Consider the following 17,914-nt stretch of genomic DNA (forward strand, 5'->3'; position numbering starts at 1 on the left):
GGCACTGACCTTGGATCCGCCATGCTGGACGACGATTCAGCACTCTGATGCGAGGGAGGCGGCCAATGCCGTGGGACGACCTCAAGCTGACCGGTCGGAACCTCGCCGCCCCCACGAGCGCGGGCTGCGCCCGCAAGCGCCCGTGCGTGAGGCCAATCTCGTCGGGCCGGCAGAGGCACCGCAAGAGGAACCGATGACCCGGCTGATCATCCCCGTCCAGGAGAGCATGGCATGACCACGGTAATAGACATCGATGCCCGCGGTACGCAGCACTGCGAGACGACAGCCCTCGGGGTGCTGCTGCGGCACCAAGGGCTCGATCTGTCCGAGCCCATGCTCTTCGGCCTCGGCTCCGGGCTGTCCTTCGTCTACTGGGACAGCAAGAACATGGGCTTCCCCTTCCTCGGGGGACGGGTCAAGCCTTTCGACCTCACCAGAAACCTGGCCACCAGACTCGGGCTGGAGCTCCTGGTCCAGGAGACCACCTCGCCCCGCAGAGCTTGGGAGAACCTGGTGGCCCCCATCGGCGCCGGCCATCCCGTCGGACTGCAGCTCGACAGCTACTACCTGGACTACTTCGCCTCCAAGGTGCACTTCGGCGGTCACGTCGTCGCCATGTACGGCTACGACGATCACGACGCCTACCTGGTGGACACCGACCAACAAGGCGGGGCGGTATCCACCAGCCTGACCAGCCTCGCCCAGGCCAGGGCCGCGCGCGGTCCGATGACCGCCAAGCACCGCTCCTTCACCCTCACCGCTCCGAGGAACTCGCCCTCCCCACTGAGCCAGATCATTCCCGCCATCACCGCCTGCGCCGACGCCTTCCTCAACCCGCCCATCGCCAACCTCGGCCACCGAGGCATCGAGAAGGCCGGCAAGCTGGTACGCACATGGCTCCAGCGCACTGACAACCCACACCGAGACCTGCCGCAGGCCGCCCTCTTGATGGAGAAGGCCGGCACCGGCGGCGCCCTGTTCCGTAACCTCTACCGCGACTTCCTCGCCGAATGCACCCAACTGCTCGACAGCAGCCACCTGCGCACCGGCCACGGGCTGTACACCGAGGCAGCCACCCTGTGGACGGAAGCCGCAGCAATGATCAAAAAAGCCGGGGAATCAGGCGATGCGCAGTGCCTCGTACAGGCAGGCACCATCCTCTGCGATCTTTCACGCATAGAGCGCGAGGCCATGCAGACGCTGAGCTGCATGGGGAGTGAAGCCCCCAACGCGATCCAGCCTTGACAGGCTCACCACTTCGATTAGCTTTCCATAGTGATCCTGTGACAGTTTGTGCGTACACGCCCGGCGCCCAGACGACGTCGGGCACCCTCCTCGGCTCTATAGCTGTGCAGACTGGGCCAACCAGCGTCCGGAGGGACGCACCGTCAAACCCTGTGCTCTTTGCGGACCCGCTGTCGACGGTGGCGTAATTCCCCAGGGGCTGTGGTCATGTAATTCCCCAGTGCTGAGAATGGCAACGGTTTGTGTTTGCTCTGCTCGTGGCCCAGCGCGATCGGCTGCCGCAGGATCAGTGCCGTGTGAGTTCTTCCAGCTGTTGAACGACGCGTTCGATGGGTGCGGTGGCGTCGATCTCAACGGTGGCGGTCGCTCGCAGCAGCGGCTCGACGGTGTTCAGGTGATGCATGACGGCGTCTCGTTCTTCGGGTCGCTTGCCGTAGGGGTTGCTGGTCCGCGCCGCGATCCGGGCCAGCAGCACCTCGGCGGGTGCACTCAGCAGCACGATGTGGTCGAACAGCGGATAGAACCGGCCCTGGTTGGTTTTGCAGCCGGCCACGAAGAGGTTGCCGTCGTCGTGGCCGCTGAGCAGGTCGGTGATGGCCTGCTCGCGCCAGATCCAGTCGGCGGAACCATCCGGCAGGGTCATCCAGTGGCTCCAGGCGTCGGTATCGGTGTCGACTGTGCTGTGCCCTCGCAGGCGCAGGAAGTCGAGTGCCGTCGACTTGCCGGTGCCGGACATTCCCGTGATCAAGACCTTCGCCACGGAGCGAGCCTATGAGAGCCAGCACGCGGCCGGGGCGGGCGGACAGGAGCGAGACCTTTCCGCCCGCACACGCGGGACGATCACGTGATTCTGCGGGGCCGGGAGCTACTTGGTCCGGGGTTCGGGCTTGTCGGCGGGATTCTTGAGTCGCTTGTTGGGCCGGTGGCTGGGCCGTTCATGATGACCTGTGGCTGGCGTTGGTGAGCCGGTCCAGGAGGGACTCGGCAACGACGGGGTTAGGGAAGAGCGGATACCAGTCGCTGGGCGCGCGGTTGCTGGTGATGATCAGGGACCGTCCCTGCCGTTCGGAGACGAGTTCGGACCTCGAGCAGCACGGGGAACGGAGCTTCGAGGGCGTCGCCGTCCGCGTCGCCCAGCGGATCCTGGCGATGTCGGCAGCCATCTGGCATAACCGCACCACCGGCGCACCCATCACCAGGTCTCGGCGAAGCCGTGCTCGTTCGCCGCGCGTCCGGCTGACCAGCCGGTTCGCTTGCTTCTCGGCGGCGGTCAGCGGCTTGTTCCCCGACGCCTACGCCACCGCGCACCTCGGTCGGCCGTGTCGCCGGGGACGGTCAGCGTGACGTGAGGGGGGTCTCGGACTCAACGCGGGTGAGCTTTTCGGGGTTGCGGACGTAATAGAGGCTCGTGACGCGGGCGTTCTCCACGCGGAAGGCCAGCACGCCGTCGATCACGCCGTCCACGCGCAGGATGAGTCCGGGGTTGCCGTTGACCGTCGTGGGCTCACTGGTGAAGGTGCCGCCGGCCTTGTCGACACTGCCGGCCATGTAACGGAGCACCTTGTCGGCACCGACGACCGGCCGCAGGGCCGCCAGCCTGAGGCCGCCGCCGTCGCTGACGAAAACAACGTCCGGGGCGAGTACGTCGAGCAGCCCCTGCAGGTCCCCGGTCTCGAGCGCGACCTGGAACGAATTCAACGCTGCCCGGGTTTCTTCCGGGGAAACCGATGTGCGCGACCGGCGGGCGTCGACGTGCCGGCGTGCGCGGTAGGAGATCTGGCGTGCGGCGGCGGGGCTCTTGTCGATCACGGCCGCGATGTCGTCGTACCCGAAGTCGAAGACCTCGCGCAGCACGAAGACGGCGCGCTCGGTCGGTGAGAGGGTTTCGAGGATGAACATGAGTGCCAGCGACAGGTTCTCGGACAGTTCGACGTCCTCGGCCACGTCCGGCGCGGTGAGCAGGGGCTCGGGCAGCCAGGGGCCGACGTAGGCCTCCTTGCGCCGTTTGAGGGCGCGTAGCCGGTTGAGTGCTTGCCGGGTCGTGATCCGTACCAGGTAGGCGCGCTGGTCCCGCACCTGCGCCAGGTCGACCTTGACCCACCGCAGCCAGGCGTCCTGGAGGACGTCCTCGGCGTCCGCCGCCGATCCGAGCATCTCGTAGGCGACGGTGAACAGCAGGTCACGGTGGGCGACGAAGGCCTCGGTCGCGGGGTCGGTGACGTGGTCGTTCATGTCGTGCGCTTCACTCTCTCGCGGTCGGCCCCACAACCGGACGCAGGCCGTGGAACGTGTACCCGGTCAGCAGACGGGGTTGTCGGCAGCAGCCTCCCCATTGATCGGGCCACGTGGGGTGGGCGGGCTGGTGGACATGGCGCCCCGGCGCCGGGTCACGGCATACGAGGCTGCGGCGTTGTGCGCTTGTCACTCCGCCTCGGTTCCTGGGCCGGACCGGTCGGTCCGGCCGAAGGAGGGGACTTGGTGGCTAGGCTGCGCCTCGAGTGTTGGACGGCGTCGTGGGGTGTTCCGACTGAGGCGTTTCCAGGCGGTCAGTGTTGTCGCCGTGGGATCCGCGGGAACTGGCCTTGCGGGCCCCGGACACCAACTTGTTGAGGGTGAACCGGCAGGCGATCTCCTTGACGCCGGCACCGGTCCGCCCGCTGATGCGGAGCGCGTTCACCTTGTCGTTCGGGTAGGAGAACTGGGTGACGCCCTCGTTTCGGCCGAGGCTGAGGCACTGCCCGGCGAAGAACATCCGGACAGGAGAGGGTGTTTTCCCCGCGATCCGGCGCAGGATCGTGTCGGCGGCTGCCGGGCCCAGCTGCACGGCGGCCTGGCAGCTCATCCGGAACGGGTGGTCCGGCATCACCCCCGCGTCCCCGGCAGCGACGATGCGCTCGTCGTCCACACTGGTCAGCGTCGTGTCGGTGACCAGGCGGCCTTCGGTGTCGGTGCGCAGCCCGCTGCGGGCGGCCAGGTCCGGGACACGGAATCCCGCGGTCCAGATCGTCACCGCGCTGGGCAGCTCGCGGCCGTCGTCGAGCTGTACGGCGTCCTGTGTCACTTCCGTCACCCGCGCGCGGGGACCTTCGAGGACGGTCACACCCAGCTTGGCGAGCCGACGGGCGACCGGGCGGCGGACCTGGGCGTGCAGGGAGGGGCCGAGCACGTCGCCGCACACCAGGGTGACCTTGCGACCCGCTTCCGCCAGCTCGGCGGCGGTCTCCAGGCCGGTCGGGCCGGCCCCGACCACGGTCACCGGAGCCGTCGCGGGCGTCGCATCCAGCGCCGACCGCAGTCCTTCCGCCCCCTCCAGGTCCGACACCCAATGAGCGAACTCTGCCGCTCCGGGCACGCCGGGATCGGCGGCGCCGCTGCCCACCGCGTAGACGAGGTAGTCGTATGAGACCGTGCCACCGCCCGCCAGCGACACCTCGCACTCGGCAGCGTCGATCCGGGTCGCGGAGTCGACCACCAGCCGGACGTTCCCGCCCATGACCTTCTCGAAGCCCTCGGTCGCGTCATCGGAGCCGATCACGCGCTGATGCAGGCGGATCCGCTCGACGAAGTGGGGACGCGGATTGACCAGGGTCACCGAGACGCCATCGCGCCGAGCCAGGCTGTTGGCCGCCGTCACGCCCCCGTACCCGCCGCCGATCACGACTACCTCGACGTTCCCGTTCATCATGTCTCCCTGGGGTTTATGGACTCGGCATTGAGACACCAGCCGCGCATCCGGTGTGACAGTTCGCGGATGAGACGTAGCCCACTTCGGACGCGTCGGAGACGCCGCCTCTTCCGCCGCGAGTGGCGTGACGAGGGTCGGGCAGGGGCCGGGGAGTCTCGCGGTAACGGGCGAGTGGGGCCCTGCCCGCTGTATTCGGTCTGACACCGCCCGGGCAGTTGCGGCGGCTGGTCGGCAAGGCGGTCAAGGACCTCACCGGCGCCGAACGGAGGGCTCTGTTTTGGATCTCGGCGGTCCGGCCGGGCCGCTCCTCGGAGATCACCACCGCCCATGACAACCGAATCTGCGCCAGGCTGCGCGAGGCCGGTCTGGGCGCACTGGCCGACCTGGGCTTCGTCGTCTTCGAGCTGTCCCGCACGGAGGACCTGCCGCGCGCCTTCGACACCGGCTGGCGCGGCACCCACGCCCGCACCCCTCCCGCCGGCGCGGGTCTGGGCCTGGCCATCGTCCGCGGCACCGTGGATGCCCACCACGGGCGTGCCGCCGTACGGAACATCCCCGGCGGCTGCCGATTCGAAGTGACGCTTCCCACGACCGAGGCTTGAGACCGCCTCGAGGAGGTGTGGGCCACCCTGGTGCGGCGCGACGACGTAAGGGTTCCGTCATCTCTTGCGGGCTGCGGGATGGCCACCCGCTGCGTTGAATGGGGTGGCGACAGGAGAATCTCGGGAGGCGAGGCGGGGATGGCACGCGTGTGGAAGGTACTGACCAGGCCGTTGGTCGTCGGAGCACTGGTGGTGGCTGTCGCCGCAGCCGCCTTCGGGCTGTACTGGTTCCAGCCGTGGAAGCTGTGGCAGGACGAGACCGTCGAAGAGTCCCTGCCCAGGGCAGTGGAGACCTCAGCTCCTCCTACGGCGGCGCCCTCGGAGACGCCCTCCCCGCCGGCCGGGCCGCAGACGCTCGCGCGCGGTGAACTGATCAGCCACGAGCACGCGACATCGGGCACGGTGAAGCTCGTACGGCTGACCGACGGCTCCCACATCCTCCGGCTGGAGAACCTCGACACCAGCAACGGACCGGACCTGCGCGTGTGGCTGACCGACCAACCGGTGAAGGAGGGCAAGGCAGGCTGGCACGTCTTCGACGACGGGCAGTACGTCAGCCTCGGCAAGCTCAAGGGCAACAAGGGAAGCCAGAACTACGCCGTGCCCGACGACATCGACCCCGCCCGCTACACCAGCATCAGCATCTGGTGCGACCGCTTCGACGTCTCCTTCGGGGCCGCCGAGCTCGACCGCGCCTGACGACGGTGCACGGCCTCGCCGGTTTCCGGCACGATGCCGCTGCCGTATCTGCGGTGTCGAGGCATGAAGGCGACAGCGTGCCACACGCGCACGCCGATGATGTCGACGGCGTAGACCCGGAAGTGCTCCGCCCAGGAGGCGATGTCGTCCATCCCTAGCGCCGAGTTCGTCCCCGAGCCATGGAACAACAGCAGGGGCGGCGCGTCCTTGCGACCGGACGCCACGACGAAGGTCTCGCCCTCGTGCGTGGGTATCCGCAGGTGCTCGCAGAGAACGGCCACCGGCGCAAGACCTCCCGGTAGCGGCGTTCGATCTCGCGCGCCCCGGCCTCGTTCTTGTAGACAGCGCTGCTCGTGGTGCTCAAGACTCGACCACCACGCTCACGTACTCCAGCAGTCGCGCGGTGTCGGCCGGGCCGCCCAGGACGATCACCTTCATGCGCGCCCGCTCCTCGTCGTAGGCCGTCTCCACCCGCAGCGGCGGGCCACCGGAATCCCGGCTCGCGGGCGCGGCCGTAAGCAGCGTGGCCACCCTGCGGGCCGTCTCGGCGTCGATCGCGTCGATCTCGACGATGCTGGAGACCTCGACGCGCCGGTGGCGAATTGCTGCCTCCCGCGAAGTCGCGGGCAAGGGCAGCCCGGTGAACGCCTCAACGTCCTCGTGCGCGATCCGGTACTGCTTGCCGATCTTGACCGCCTTGAGCTGCCCATCGCGCACGTACTTGCGCACGGTCCGGACGTGGAGTCCAAGCCGTTCGGCAACCTGATCCACGGAGTAGAGCGAGGAGTCCATAAACGCACCTTAACATGGCCAAAGAAAGGGCATCACAGGTAACGATAGGGAAGTAAAGGGGAGGGTGTGTACTCACTGTCGCGGCGACCCGCTATAGCCTGGCGGGCATGACCTCCCTGGAGAAAATCCACGACGTCCCCGTGCTGATGTGCGCAGCCGAGGGGGCGGCCATCGAAGGCGAACGAGACGCTCTGGACCTGATCGGCGACGCCACCTACCAGGGCGCCCGATGGGTCGTCGTTCCCGCCCAGCGGTTCGGTGACGACTTCTTTCACCTACGCACGCGCATCGCTGGGCACATCGTCCAGAAGTTCGCCCAATACGGCATGGGCCTGGTGGTACTTGGTGACATCTCCCGGCATTTGAAAACCAGCTCGGCACTCGAGGACTTCGTGCGGGAGAGCAACGGCGGTCGCCAGCTCTGGTTCCTGCAAGACAAGGAACAGCTCGCAGACCGCCTGCAGGGCTGACAACCCGTCCGGCCTTGCTGTCGCCCCAGGACAGCAGACACGCCAGCACCTACCGGCGGGTCACTTGCTCCGTGGCGTCTGAGCCAGGCCTCCGGGGACGATATGGCCCGGTAGTGCCAGCTCGGACACCAGGGGCGAGCAACCGCCGGTAGCTTCCGAAGGTTCATCGACGACGACGGGCGGCTGGGTCGCGTTAGGCGACGTACCGGGCGACTGCGTCGACGCCGGGGCGGGGGCGTACCGTTCCAGGGAGCGGACGGAGGCATGGCGGGAGCGAGCCAGCAGCATCGAAGGGAGCTGCCTCTGTCGAGCCACACCACGCGGGTGCCGGTCGGCAGCGGCACGCTGATCATGAGCCAGCCTAGCGGCGAAGCCTCTGTCGAGGTTGTGTAGCTGAGTGGGCTGGGCGTGTGTTTAAGTCCCGGTGGGTGCCTACCAGTCGACTCGTGCAGTTCCGGACCCTACGCTGCGGTACGTCCTCCGCGAAGGCTCTGGAATGGCATGGCGCGGGCGGGGCAGGACCACCCGCAGCAGACGACAGCGATGACGGGGGTTGGGCCGATGGAAGAGGTGCAGGACAGCCTCCGCAGTGGGCTGTACTGGTGCGTGGCGTTCTCGGTGATCTTGTTGCCGGTCGGATACGCATCCGGGTTGTGGGTGTGGGTCACCCTGGGCTACGCGGCGATCATCTGCGTCAGCGTGATCGTGGGCGTGGTGTTGGCCGTCGGAGGCCGGGTGCTGACGGTCGCGGCCTTCCTGCTGTGGCTGCTCGTCTTGGGAGCCGGCGTGGGCCTGGTTGCCTTCGGGGTGCACGCCATCGTGACGTTCGAGCCGTACTGCACTCCGTCCGAGACGGTCGACTGCCGCCTGCTGCTCAACGGGCAGGACGTGGGCGAGGCAAGCGTGGCCGACCAGCGCAGGAGCATGGTCACCGACTCGTTGGTGCCCATCGGGGGCGGGGCGGTGATCGCCATCGCCGCGCTGGTCTTCGGGACTGCGCGCGTGCGCGACCGCGCCCCACGGGCTAGGTACCTGTTCCGCCGCCGGTGAATCTTCAGTGGCAGGAACTCACGTCAATCAAGGTTGATTGGCACACGCTCATAGTTCGATGACATCGGACCCAGTCGGCCCTGACGAGAGCCGACAGCCACCAGGGGGCCGCTGCCGCCAAAGCTGCGAGAGCCGCCCGCAGGGTCTCGCCGACGAACTCCGTCCGGTTCAGCGTCCGCACCGCCGCCAGCACATGGGTGGATTCGGTTCCGCTGCCGACCGCCTGCTCGCAGAAGCCCGAGTTCGCAGCACCGGACGAGGACCAGGTCCAAGACCTTCTCTTCCAGGCCGTGTTTGATCAGGCGGGAGCGGAAGTCACTGAGCACCGAGAAGTCAAATTCGCCGAGAGCGCCGCCACGAAACCTGCCCCGAGCGGCAGGTGTTCCCGTCCCGAGACGTTCGACCCGGCCTTGCTGAAGAGGGTGCGAACTTCTCGTTCCGCGGACGCATGTGGGCCCATGGGAGATTCTCATGGGCCGACGAAGCCGCCATACATGGCGCGTCGCCGCTTCGCGAAGGGTTTGTCCGTCCACAGCGGGCGATAAAGGCAAAGGCAAGGAGGTCACCCACTCCTTGCCACTCTCAACTTATAACGCATGGGGGGCCTTGCGGCAAGGCCCGGGTCATGCCGCAGAATCGCTGGCCGAGGCCAGAACCTGCGGAAATAGGAGAGTCACCAAGTGCGTGTGTTGTTGTCGGTTTATGGATCGTGCGGTGACGTCGAGCCGGTGGTGGGACTCGCGCTGCGGTTGCGGGCACTCGGCGCCGAGGTGCGGGTGTGCGCGACGCCGGACTTCGCGGGCGCGACCTCGGGTCGGAGCTGATGACATGACTCCCCTGACCACCAGCGCGTTTGACCTTCCCGACCACCTCTCCCCCAAGGCCGACCCGATGCTGATCGCCGGCGACGAGCAGCACTTCGCGGCCATCGCGGAGAGCCTCGAGGAGGCGATCGCCGAACTGTCCGACCTCCTTGATGCCGAGCTCAAGGCACCCGGCGGCATCGGCCGGCAGGCGATGGACCGGGACATGGAGATCCACCGGCTGACGGGTCGCCTACGCGCCTTGCGTCGCTTCGGCCTGGACCTGTGCCTCGGACACATCGTCAGCGCAGACAACTCCGAGCCCGTCTACATCGGACGACTTGGCCTCACCGACAGCGCGGGTCGTCGGCTGCTGCTCGACTGGCGCTCCCCCGCGGCTGAGCCCTTCTTCGCGGCGACCCACGCCAACCCGATGGGGCTGGCGAGCCGCCGCAGGTATCGCTGGACCCGCGGCCGGATCAGCGACTACTGGGACGAAGTGTTCACCGCTGACGGGCTTGAAGGGCACGCCGCGCTCGACGACCAGTCTGCCTTCATCGCCAGCCTGGGCAGCAACCGGTCGACCCGGATGCGAGACGTGCTCGCCACCATTCAGGCCGACCAGGACGCCATCGTCCGGGCGGGATCCCGCGGCTCTCTCGTCGTCGACGGCGGTCCGGGTACGGGGAAGACAGTCGTCGCTCTGCACCGCTCGGCCTACCTCCTCTACTCCGACCCTCGCCTCGGTCACCGTCGGGGCGGCGTGCTGTTCGTCGGTCCGCACCGGCCCTACCTGGCCTACGTCGCCGACGTCCTCCCCAGCCTCGGAGAGGAGGGCGTGCAGACCTGCACCCTGCGGGACCTCGTCGCCGAGGGAGCCGGAGCAGCGATCGAGACCGACCCGGACGTGGTCCTCCTGAAGTCGTCCGTGGACATGGTGAAGGCGATCGAGAAGGCCGTCAGGTTCTACGAAGCGCCGCCCACCGAGGGGATGACGGTCACGACCCCCTGGGGCGAGGTCTGGCTGAGCGCCGACGACTGGGCCGAGGCGTTCGAAGCACCGGAACCAGGTACTCCGCACAACGAAGCGCGCGACCAGATCTGGGAGGAGCTGGTCACGATCCTGATGGACAAGCACCACGGCGACGTCCCTCCTGGCCTGTTCCGGAGGTCGCTGCTGCACGACGAAGAGCTGGTCGGGACCCTCAACCGCGCGTGGCCGCTCATCGAAGCGGCTGACCTCGTCGGAGACCTGTGGTCGGTACCCGCCTACCTGCGGATGTGCGCTCCCTGGTTCAGCCGCGATGAGGTTCGGAAGCTGCAGCGCAAGGACGCCCAGGCCTGGACGGTGTCCGACCTGCCGCTCCTGGACGCGGCACGGCAGCGGCTCGGCGACCCGAAGACGGCACTGCGCAAGCGTCGGCACAAGGCCTCTGTCGCGGCCGAACGCGAGCGCATGGCCAGCGTCATCGACAACGTACTCGAGGCCGATGACGACGGTGAAGGCGCGGTGACGATGCTGCGCGGACAGGACCTGCAGGACAGCCTGATCGACGAGACCGCACTGCCCAGCACCGAACCGGACCTGCTCGCCGGCCCGTTCGCGCACATCGTCGTGGACGAGGCTCAGGAACTCACCGACGCAGAGTGGCAGATGCTGCTGCTCCGCTGCCCGTCCCGGAGCCTCACCATTGTCGGGGACCGCGCCCAGGCCAGGCACGGGTTCACGGAGTCGTGGCAGGAACGGCTCGAGCGAATCGGGCTCGACCGGATCCACGTGGCCTCCCTGAGCATCAACTACCGGACGCCGGAAGAAATCATGGCGGTAGCCGAGCCGGTCATCCGGGCCGCGCTCCCGGACGCCAATGTGCCCACCTCCATCCGCAGCAGCGGCATCCCCGTCGTACACGGGTCCGTCGCGGATCTGAACTCGATCCTCGACACCTGGCTCGCCGCGCATGACGACGGGATCGCCTGCGTCATCGGCGATCCCACGTTCCGGGCGACGTCCCGCGTCCGGTCGCTGACCCCGGAGCTGTCGAAGGGGCTCGAGTTCGACCTGGTCGTCCTCATCGACCCGGAGTCGTTCGGCGAGGGTGTTGAAGGAGCGGTCGACCGCTATGTGGCGATGACCCGAGCGACCCAGCAACTCGTCATCCTCACGAGCCGTTGACGTCGGCCAGACAACGTGATCGCCGCCCGACGATCATGAGGACCGCCACCGAAGGAGACTGTCTGGGCTTCGCGGTCCGCGCCGGGCTGAGTCAGGCGCCGATGACGATCCGGGTGTGCGAGGGGGGCGACGACCCGGCCGAGCGGGAGCAGGCTCTCGGGCGTCGCGGCGCGGTACGCGAGGACCGTGACCTCGGGACCGCCGCGGTGGCGGTCATGCCGGCGCCGCACCGGAGACGCATCAGCACTGTCGCACTCCCCTGCCGCCACGGACGCCCGACCATCGCAGGCTGCCCGAGCGACTCCCCTCCTTGACCGGTACGCCAATGCCACAGGCAGTTCAACCAATTGGCCGCCACGGGGCTGTCTCTCAGCGCCCGTGGCGGGTCTTGCCTGCATCAATGCCGGCCCAGATCGCGGCCATGGTGCCTATCCGGCGACCAATCGATGGAAGCCACTGTCGGCAGAACCTTCAAAACCACACCCGACACCCCTGGGTGGGCCACCCATACGAAGGGCTCGCCCGCTCCCGGAGAAGAACGTAGGAAACCTTGAGCGTGTGCCAATGCAGCTTGAGCGGCTGGAGGGTCCCGCTGCCGGCCGTCACTTGCCGATGTCAGTCGGGCACGCCGCCGGCGAACGGCATCGTCTGCCATTGGTTGACGGCTGGCTTCAAATACTCCATCAGCGCAGGCAGTTGCGGCACGAGCGTGAGGGAGGCGATGACCCGCAGCATCCCCACGGCGTTCACGAAGCTCAGGACGTCCTCGCTCAACTGCCTCATGCCGTTGCGTTGCGCGCCGCGGTTGTAGGCGGATTCGAGGACGGGCCCGAGAGCGGCCAGATCCCACTCCACGGGGCCCAACGTGACCAGCTCGAAGTCGGCGTAGAGGTCCCCGTCCACCCCGGAGAAGATGTTCGCGGGCGGGGAGTCGCCGTGGATGGGCTGGAGGTCGATCCCCGTGAACGTTTCCTCGAACGCCGCGCGTGAGCGCACAAGAGGTTCCAGGACCCGCCACTCGCGGCGTGCGCGGTCCAGATCGGCCGGACCGATGAGGTCGGGGCGCTTTTCCAGCAGAGCAAGGCTTTCTGCGATGAACTGCGGTTCGGCCGCGGACAGAAACGACAGTCGGCCCGGGTATGCGCGCATCGCGGCGTGCAGGTCAGCGGTGATTTCGGAGTTCGCCACGTAGTCGGGTTCTTTCTCCCGGTCTTCCTCGACGAACTGCCAGAACGTCATCGAGAGCCCGTCGCGCTGAACGGGTTCCAGTGGCACGAGAGGGGTGGGAGGGATCACGGGCGTTCCCTGGTCTGCGAGCCACCGTGTCACGTCCAGTTCCGCCTGCTGGCGGCGTGCCTGGGAATCGAGGCTCGCGTTGCGCGGCAGGACGGTGGGAATCCGGGCCACGACCGGTGAGGGCGCAAGGTGGACAACTACGGAGAACAGCTCATGGAGCACATTGGCATCAGTCACGGTGAGTCCGAGATCGCGCCCTGCTCCGACAGCCGCGTCGACTGCGGCGGAGGTGCAGCGGGCGATGTCCGGTGGTGTCACTAACTCAGTCACGGCTCGATCGTCGCATGCTCGCAGAGCGGGTGGAACGACGGCTTACGCGCACCGTGAGCCGCACTCACCAGGAGATGCAGAGACCCGATTGGGTCCCTGTCCGGAAACTTGGGGGCACCCCCGGCCATCGGAGTCCTGTGACACCGAAGGTGGAGCGCGTTCCATCGAAGTATGCGCGCCTGGTTCCGCCCGAACATGCCTGTCGCGTGGCTGAGGCAAGTCAAGGATCCAGCACAACTGCCTTGTGGGTGGTGAGCCACTTCGCTTCTCCGGCCTCCGGTCAGCGTCACCTGGCGTCAGATCGCTGTACTCGGCGCGTGCTGAGCGTGGTCCCCGCCGGGGCTTTGGAGGCTCACCGGGGCGATTGGCGGCATGGGGCGTTCTCAGCGCTCTGACCTTGTGCAACCCAGGGATCGCTAAGCCAATCAGAGACGCTTGGTGCAGACCGAGGCCCTACTGACAAGGTGTCGGCTCTCTCGGCAGTGCTTGGCCGAGGGTATGGGTTAGAGGGTGCCGAGTGCTTTTCGCAGGACTTGGACGGCTTGTTCGATGGCTGCCGTTGTGGCCTTGGTGGAGCGGACCGGGTTGAGCATCATGAAGTCGTGGATGATGCCGTTGTAACGAACACTCGTGGTCGGCACGCCGGCCTGGGTGAGCTTGGCAGCGTATGCCTCGCCCTCGTCGCGGAGGACGTCGTTTTCGTCGACGATCACGAGGGCCGGGGGCAGGTCGCGAAGGTCGTCCAGCGTGGCGCGCAGCGGCGAGGCCGTGATCTCGTTGCGCTGCCCCTGGTCGGGGATGTAGGAGTCCCAGAACCACGCCATGGCCCTGGCTGTGAGGAACGGGCCGTCGGCGAACTCCTGATAGCTTGCGGTGTCCTGGGCGGCGTCCGTGACTGGGTAGTACATCGACTGATGCACGAAGCTCACGTCACCCCGCTGCTTGGCCATGATCGCCACGGCGGCCGTCATGTTCCCTCCGACCGAGTCGCCGGCCACCGACACGCGGCTGGCGTCGAGGCCTTCGCTCGCCCCGTTCTTGGTGATCCACTGCGCGGTCGCGTACGCCTGCTCGATCGCCACGGGGTAGTGGGCCTCGGGCGAGCGGTCGTACTCGACGAAGGCGATAGCAGCCTTGGCGCCGTCGCACAGTTCGCGGATGAGCCGGTCGTGGGTGCCCGAGTTGCCGAGGACCCACCCGCCTCCGTGGATGTACAGGATGACGGGCAGGGGGCCTGCGGCTCCCAGCGGCTTGATGAGGCGGACTCGGACGTCACCCACCTCGGCCGGCACCGTGAACCACTTGTCTTCGCCGACCTCGACCTTAGCGACCGGCGCGGCCTGAACGTCGTCGAGCACCTTGCGGGCGCCCTCCGGACCGAGTTCGTACAGGAAGGGCGGGCTGGCAGTCGCGTCCGCGAACTCCTGCGCCTCCGGCTCAAGGATGTGCTTAGCCACGAGTCGACTCTTTTCGGTGAGTGATTCGGAGATCTGTCGGTATCTCACCAGAGAAGACTCTGCCGAGCCGGGAAGTGCAGCGGCCGTGTCACCCGCTTGGCGCCGACCGCAGCCGCCCCCTGTGAGGGGGCGTGGCACCGTCACTCGAAGTTCGATGGCACGAATCCGCTGGTCACCCATCTTCGGCGACAGCGCTCGGCCTCCAATGGCGCAGGACAGTCACACCTGGGGGACATCACAGCCGAGCGTGGGAGTGTGCACAGAAATTCGTTAAGACGCGCCCAACGGCGCCGCCACCCGACGCGGACCAGCAGCAACGACGCCGTAGATCCACGAGTCGGCGAGCCGGGTGACGAGTTCCCGCGCCGCCGACGTCTTGCCCGCGCCGAAGGTCCCGTTCAGCCAGACGATCGTCCAACGGACCGATCAGCCGAGGATGAGCGGGAGTTTCGCGGCCGACTCGCCCAGTTCCGCCCCCTCCGCTTCGGACGGGGCACGCCGTCCAGTGCCGATCAGCAGCGCGTCCTTGTCGGAGAACGACGGGGGAAACGCCGCACCGGCGATCTTCTCCAGCAGCTCGCGTGACCAGGCCAGCCCCTCGGCGGGCGGTTCCGCCGCGCCCGGAAGGTGCGCGATCAGGTCGAGGTGGTGCAGCGTCCATTCCAGGACGTACGCGGAGAGATAGTCGCCCGCGGTGAGCACCTCGTCGCGGGTGCCGACCCGAACCAGGGGATCCGCGAGTTCGGCAGCGCGACCGGCGGCGGAACCGACGTCGTCGAAGTGGAACTTGAGCAGCCACGGCTCTTCGTACGCGGCGGCCAGGCGGACGATCAGCGCATCGAGCGGGTCGTCGCCGGTCGGGGCTTCGACGATGTCCCAGTAGGTCACCGCGTCCCGGGTCGGTTCCGTAACGGCGGGGGTGACGAGGGTGATCAAGACGTCCTGAGCGTCGATGATCAGGTGGCACACCAGATCCCGCACGAGCCAGCCGGTGCAGCCGGACGGCCGCGCGAAGTCCTCGTCCGGCAGTTCGGCGACCGCTGTGCGCAACGCTGTCCAGGAGCGTGAGAAGAGATCCACGGCCGCAAGCTAGCAGCGCCCGGCCCCCGCTGCGACCGAGCACCTACCCAGGCGAGACCATCGCGGCCGTCGGGCACGTCGCCAGCCGCACCGTCACCCCGGGCGGCTGTGCGGTCGAGGAGGGGCCTCCCACGACGCAGCACATCGCGCGCAATACCAAACCTTTCTCTCTTGGTCACACATCACAACATGCGCCGGGGGAATGCTGGGTTCGGCAGGCGGGCGGCAGACCAGTTGCACAGCGGAGCCGCGTGAACGGTACGGACCTCAGCCCGGTGGCGTCTCCACCCACACCGGCTCAGCCCGGCAACACTCCACCCATAGTCGGGAGATGCCCTGCTTGCCGCCGTCCGCAGCACACTTCAGGAGGGGCGTGGGGCTCGCTTGTCCTTGCGTTGTACCAGCTCGTCCTCATCCACGAGGACCAGCATGGGCTTGCCAGGCTCGCACATCATCGTGACGATGAACCGACTCCGCACGTCCGTACGGTTGTTGCCATCCTGGTAATGGATCACATCCCCTCCCGGCTCCCAGAACGCCTCCCCGGCCCGGATCACCCGCTCGGGCTCTCCCTCCAGCTCGAACCGCATCTCGCCTTCCAGTACGTACCCGAAGGCCGGGCCGAAGTGACGGTGGGGAGGGGTGCCAGGGTCTCCAGGGGGGAATTCGACGAGCACAGTCATGACGTGTGCTCCTTCTGGAACGGAGGGTGGTTTCGCCTCCTGGATCACGGTGACTGCGGTCTTCCATGCCTCGGATCGCTGCCCCTGATTTCCTGGGCGGTTTGCCACCGGTTCATCGTTCGGCATCACGCCACCTCCGGTCTCGGCGTCGATACGGAGAGCCGAGCAGCCGCACCACAGATGACAGCATCAGCCTGTGTGGCCCGGAGCCGCCTCGTCGCGTAGATCAGGCAACCGGTAATCGCCGTCCGCACCTGGGTGTCAATGGCACGGGCAGGCCATGTCTAGAAAGACTACTCCGTCTCCGTACAGGCCACCTCTCTCCCCCTGGAGGGCGACGACGTGGTCGTGCGTGTCTGCCGGTGGCAGCATGCGGCTCCAGGCACCGCACGCCTGACCCACGTTGCCCCATGCGCAGGCCAAGCCGCGGGGCTGACGGTGGACTCGAGGTCGGTGCGGCGCAGGATGACGTGCGCGGCCTTGCCACCATGCCCGTGCCATTCTCGGTGAGCGCTCGCCCAGGCGGTGCTTGCCGGGGCGGACGACTCGCACACTGCGCGTGGCGGACGGGGAAACGCCCCGGTCACTCCTGCGCGTTGCTCTCCATCACGTGTGTGCCGACGCCGTCGGCAACGGCTGCTGACAGCAGGGCCGGCAACGGCCCGGGAAAGCGGGTCTCGAGGCTCGCCTGCTTCTTCGTCCTCGCCCATGCTGGATTCGCCTTCCACCGGGGCCACTCATAGCGAATGGATGAGACGCACGTCACACTCGACTTTCTGTCACACATTCCCTGGCCCCCCGGTCAGTAGTGAGTATCAGCAACACGGCAAGGAGATCTCCGTGGAATCGCGTCTCAACTACTTCGGCCACCCCCTCGCGGGAAAGGTGCTGAAGCACATCAACTCGGCCAACAAGGTGCTGTCTGACTCAACGCTGCCGGCCGTGATCCAGGAGCTGGTGAAGATTCGCGCAAGCCAGATCAACGGCTGCGGGTTCTGCACCGACATGCACACCAAGGACGCCACCGCGGCGGGAGAGACCTCGCAGCGCCTCCACCTGGTCGCGGCCTGGCGCGAGGCCACGGTCTTCACCGACGCCGAGCGAGCTGCACTGGAACTGTCGGAGCAGGGCACACGCATCGCCGACGCAGCCGGTGGTGTCACCGATGAGGCCTGGGCGAACGCCGCCAAGCACTTCGACGAGGACCAGCTCGTCGCCCTGATGTCCCTCATCGCCGTCATCAACGCGTACAACCGCATCAACGTCATCAACCAGCAGCCTGCCGGGGACTACCAGCCTGGCCAGTTCGGCTAGCCGGCACCCGCCCGGCCAGGCACACGCGGTCCGTCTCCCCGCCGCGCCCTACGGCGGGGAGACGGGCTACCGGCGGCAACCGGTTCCGCTGAGCCATGCGGATGACTTCGCGGCCTCACACCAGGGACCACCATGGGCCGGCTCCGGCAGCCGTCACCCGGCACCACAGCCACCGCACCCCGGCAGCGCCATACCCTCACTGCCTCGCTGGGTGATGCAGAGAAGCGTCGGTGAACGTCGTTTGCCCACCGCCACCCTGAAGTCTCCGCTCCGCCTTCCGGCTCAGTGGGCAGCG

16 protein-coding genes and 3 pseudogenes are annotated in these 17,914 nt (G+C 67.6%); 9 read left to right on the forward strand and 10 right to left on the reverse strand.

Annotated features, from left to right (window positions below; genetic code table 11):
- The first annotated feature begins 231 nt into the window (after nt 1–231).
- Nucleotides 232–1,245, forward strand: a complete 1,014-nt coding sequence (locus ACSMXV_RS01505; RefSeq protein ID WP_473175879.1) for a BtrH N-terminal domain-containing protein — start codon at nt 232–234, stop codon at nt 1,243–1,245.
- Nucleotides 1,246–1,531: 286 nt separating this feature from the next.
- Here the strand turns inward: ACSMXV_RS01505 and ACSMXV_RS01510 are convergent, their stop codons facing one another.
- Nucleotides 1,532–2,005: an AAA family ATPase gene (locus tag ACSMXV_RS01510; RefSeq protein WP_473175880.1), complete on the reverse strand. Its 474-nt coding sequence runs from the start codon at nt 2,003–2,005 to the stop codon at nt 1,532–1,534.
- A 320-nt stretch (nt 2,006–2,325) separates the two neighbouring features.
- Here ACSMXV_RS01510 and ACSMXV_RS01515 point away from each other — a divergent pair.
- Nucleotides 2,326–2,448: pseudogene (locus ACSMXV_RS01515) on the forward strand (IS982 family transposase); the annotation flags it as partial.
- A gap of 132 nt (nt 2,449–2,580) precedes the next feature.
- Here ACSMXV_RS01515 and ACSMXV_RS01520 read toward each other — a convergent pair.
- Entirely contained in the window at nt 2,581–3,477 is an 897-nt protein-coding gene (locus tag ACSMXV_RS01520; protein WP_473175881.1) for an RNA polymerase sigma-70 factor, read from the reverse strand.
- A gap of 250 nt (nt 3,478–3,727) precedes the next feature.
- Entirely contained in the window at nt 3,728–4,927 is a 1,200-nt protein-coding gene (locus tag ACSMXV_RS01525; RefSeq protein WP_473179207.1) for an NAD(P)/FAD-dependent oxidoreductase, read from the reverse strand.
- Nucleotides 4,928–5,346: 419 nt separating this feature from the next.
- Here ACSMXV_RS01525 and ACSMXV_RS01530 point away from each other — a divergent pair.
- Nucleotides 5,347–5,532: pseudogene (locus ACSMXV_RS01530) on the forward strand (ATP-binding protein); the annotation flags it as partial.
- A 138-nt stretch (nt 5,533–5,670) separates the two neighbouring features.
- Nucleotides 5,671–6,231 carry a DM13 domain-containing protein gene (locus tag ACSMXV_RS01535; protein WP_473175882.1) on the forward strand — a complete coding sequence of 187 codons (561 nt, stop codon included), beginning with the start codon at nt 5,671–5,673 and terminating at the stop codon, nt 6,229–6,231.
- Here ACSMXV_RS01535 and ACSMXV_RS01540 read toward each other — a convergent pair.
- Both ACSMXV_RS01540 and ACSMXV_RS01545 read right to left on the reverse strand, forming a co-directional pair.
- Entirely contained in the window at nt 6,159–6,512 is a 354-nt protein-coding gene (locus tag ACSMXV_RS01540; protein WP_473175883.1) for an alpha/beta fold hydrolase, read from the reverse strand. The two genes, ACSMXV_RS01535 and ACSMXV_RS01540, sit on opposite strands and share 73 nt — an antisense overlap.
- Nucleotides 6,513–6,591: 79 nt before the next feature.
- Entirely contained in the window at nt 6,592–7,023 is a 432-nt protein-coding gene (locus ACSMXV_RS01545; RefSeq protein WP_473175884.1) for a helix-turn-helix domain-containing protein, read from the reverse strand.
- Nucleotides 7,024–7,130: 107 nt separating this feature from the next.
- Here ACSMXV_RS01545 and ACSMXV_RS01550 point away from each other — a divergent pair, with 107 nt between their 5' ends.
- Together ACSMXV_RS01550 and ACSMXV_RS01555 are read left to right on the forward strand one after the other, a co-directional pair.
- The gene (locus ACSMXV_RS01550; RefSeq protein ID WP_181867887.1) at nt 7,131–7,493 is read left to right on the forward strand and encodes a DUF4180 domain-containing protein; all 363 of its coding nucleotides are present in this window, start codon (nt 7,131–7,133) and stop codon (nt 7,491–7,493) included.
- Nucleotides 7,494–8,054: 561 nt separating this feature from the next.
- Nucleotides 8,055–8,543 carry a hypothetical protein gene (locus ACSMXV_RS01555; RefSeq protein ID WP_473175885.1) on the forward strand — a complete coding sequence of 163 codons (489 nt, stop codon included), beginning with the start codon at nt 8,055–8,057 and terminating at the stop codon, nt 8,541–8,543.
- 70 nt (nt 8,544–8,613) lie between these two features.
- Here the strand turns inward: ACSMXV_RS01555 and ACSMXV_RS01560 are convergent.
- A pseudogene (locus ACSMXV_RS01560) lies at nt 8,614–8,881 on the reverse strand (transposase); the annotation flags it as partial.
- 342 nt (nt 8,882–9,223) lie between these two features.
- On the opposite strand from ACSMXV_RS01560, the gene ACSMXV_RS01565 reads away from it, so the two are divergent.
- Nucleotides 9,224–9,367, forward strand: a complete 144-nt coding sequence (locus ACSMXV_RS01565) for a hypothetical protein (RefSeq protein ID WP_473175886.1) — start codon at nt 9,224–9,226, stop codon at nt 9,365–9,367.
- Nucleotides 9,368–9,371: 4 nt separating this feature from the next.
- A complete protein-coding gene (helR, locus tag ACSMXV_RS01570) occupies nt 9,372–11,519 on the forward strand; it encodes an RNA polymerase recycling motor ATPase HelR (RefSeq protein ID WP_473175887.1) in 2,148 nt (715 codons plus the stop codon).
- A gap of 615 nt (nt 11,520–12,134) precedes the next feature.
- On the opposite strand, the gene ACSMXV_RS01575 is transcribed toward helR, so the two are convergent.
- The 4 genes from ACSMXV_RS01575 to ACSMXV_RS01590 all read right to left on the reverse strand — a co-directional run bounded on the left by ACSMXV_RS01575 (nt 12,135) and on the right by ACSMXV_RS01590 (nt 16,431).
- On the reverse strand, nt 12,135–13,085 hold the full coding sequence (locus tag ACSMXV_RS01575) for a phosphotransferase (protein WP_473175888.1): 951 nt from the start codon (nt 13,083–13,085) through the stop codon (nt 12,135–12,137).
- A 503-nt stretch (nt 13,086–13,588) separates the two neighbouring features.
- Entirely contained in the window at nt 13,589–14,542 is a 954-nt protein-coding gene (locus ACSMXV_RS01580) for an alpha/beta hydrolase (protein WP_473175889.1), read from the reverse strand.
- Between the two features lie 426 nt (nt 14,543–14,968).
- Nucleotides 14,969–15,622, reverse strand: coding sequence for a maleylpyruvate isomerase N-terminal domain-containing protein (locus ACSMXV_RS01585; protein WP_473175890.1), 654 nt, complete (start codon nt 15,620–15,622; stop codon nt 14,969–14,971).
- Between the two features lie 362 nt (nt 15,623–15,984).
- The gene (locus ACSMXV_RS01590) at nt 15,985–16,431 is read right to left on the reverse strand and encodes a cupin domain-containing protein (protein ID WP_473175891.1); all 447 of its coding nucleotides are present in this window, start codon (nt 16,429–16,431) and stop codon (nt 15,985–15,987) included.
- 714 nt (nt 16,432–17,145) lie between these two features.
- Here ACSMXV_RS01590 and ACSMXV_RS01595 point away from each other — a divergent pair.
- Complete coding sequence (locus tag ACSMXV_RS01595) at nt 17,146–17,619, forward strand: carboxymuconolactone decarboxylase family protein (protein ID WP_473175892.1); 474 nt, start codon at nt 17,146–17,148, stop codon at nt 17,617–17,619.
- Nucleotides 17,620–17,914 lie beyond the last annotated feature (295 nt).

It is taken from the genome of Streptomyces sp. DSM 42067, from assembly GCF_055792885.1.

Coding starts and splice junctions, on each gene's coding strand:
- ACSMXV_RS01505 (WP_473175879.1), top strand. CDS start 232: ATGACCACGGTAATAGACATCGATGCCCGCGGTACGCAGCACTGCGAG.
- ACSMXV_RS01520 (WP_473175881.1), bottom strand. CDS start 3,477: ATGAACGACCACGTCACCGACCCCGCGACCGAGGCCTTCGTCGCCCAC.
- ACSMXV_RS01525 (WP_473179207.1), bottom strand. CDS start 4,927: ATGAACGGGAACGTCGAGGTAGTCGTGATCGGCGGCGGGTACGGGGGC.
- ACSMXV_RS01535 (WP_473175882.1), top strand. CDS start 5,671: ATGGCACGCGTGTGGAAGGTACTGACCAGGCCGTTGGTCGTCGGAGCA.
- ACSMXV_RS01545 (WP_473175884.1), bottom strand. CDS start 7,023: ATGGACTCCTCGCTCTACTCCGTGGATCAGGTTGCCGAACGGCTTGGA.
- ACSMXV_RS01550 (WP_181867887.1), top strand. CDS start 7,131: ATGACCTCCCTGGAGAAAATCCACGACGTCCCCGTGCTGATGTGCGCA.
- ACSMXV_RS01555 (WP_473175885.1), top strand. CDS start 8,055: ATGGAAGAGGTGCAGGACAGCCTCCGCAGTGGGCTGTACTGGTGCGTG.
- helR (WP_473175887.1), top strand. CDS start 9,372: ATGACTCCCCTGACCACCAGCGCGTTTGACCTTCCCGACCACCTCTCC.
- ACSMXV_RS01590 (WP_473175891.1), bottom strand. CDS start 16,431: ATGCCGAACGATGAACCGGTGGCAAACCGCCCAGGAAATCAGGGGCAG.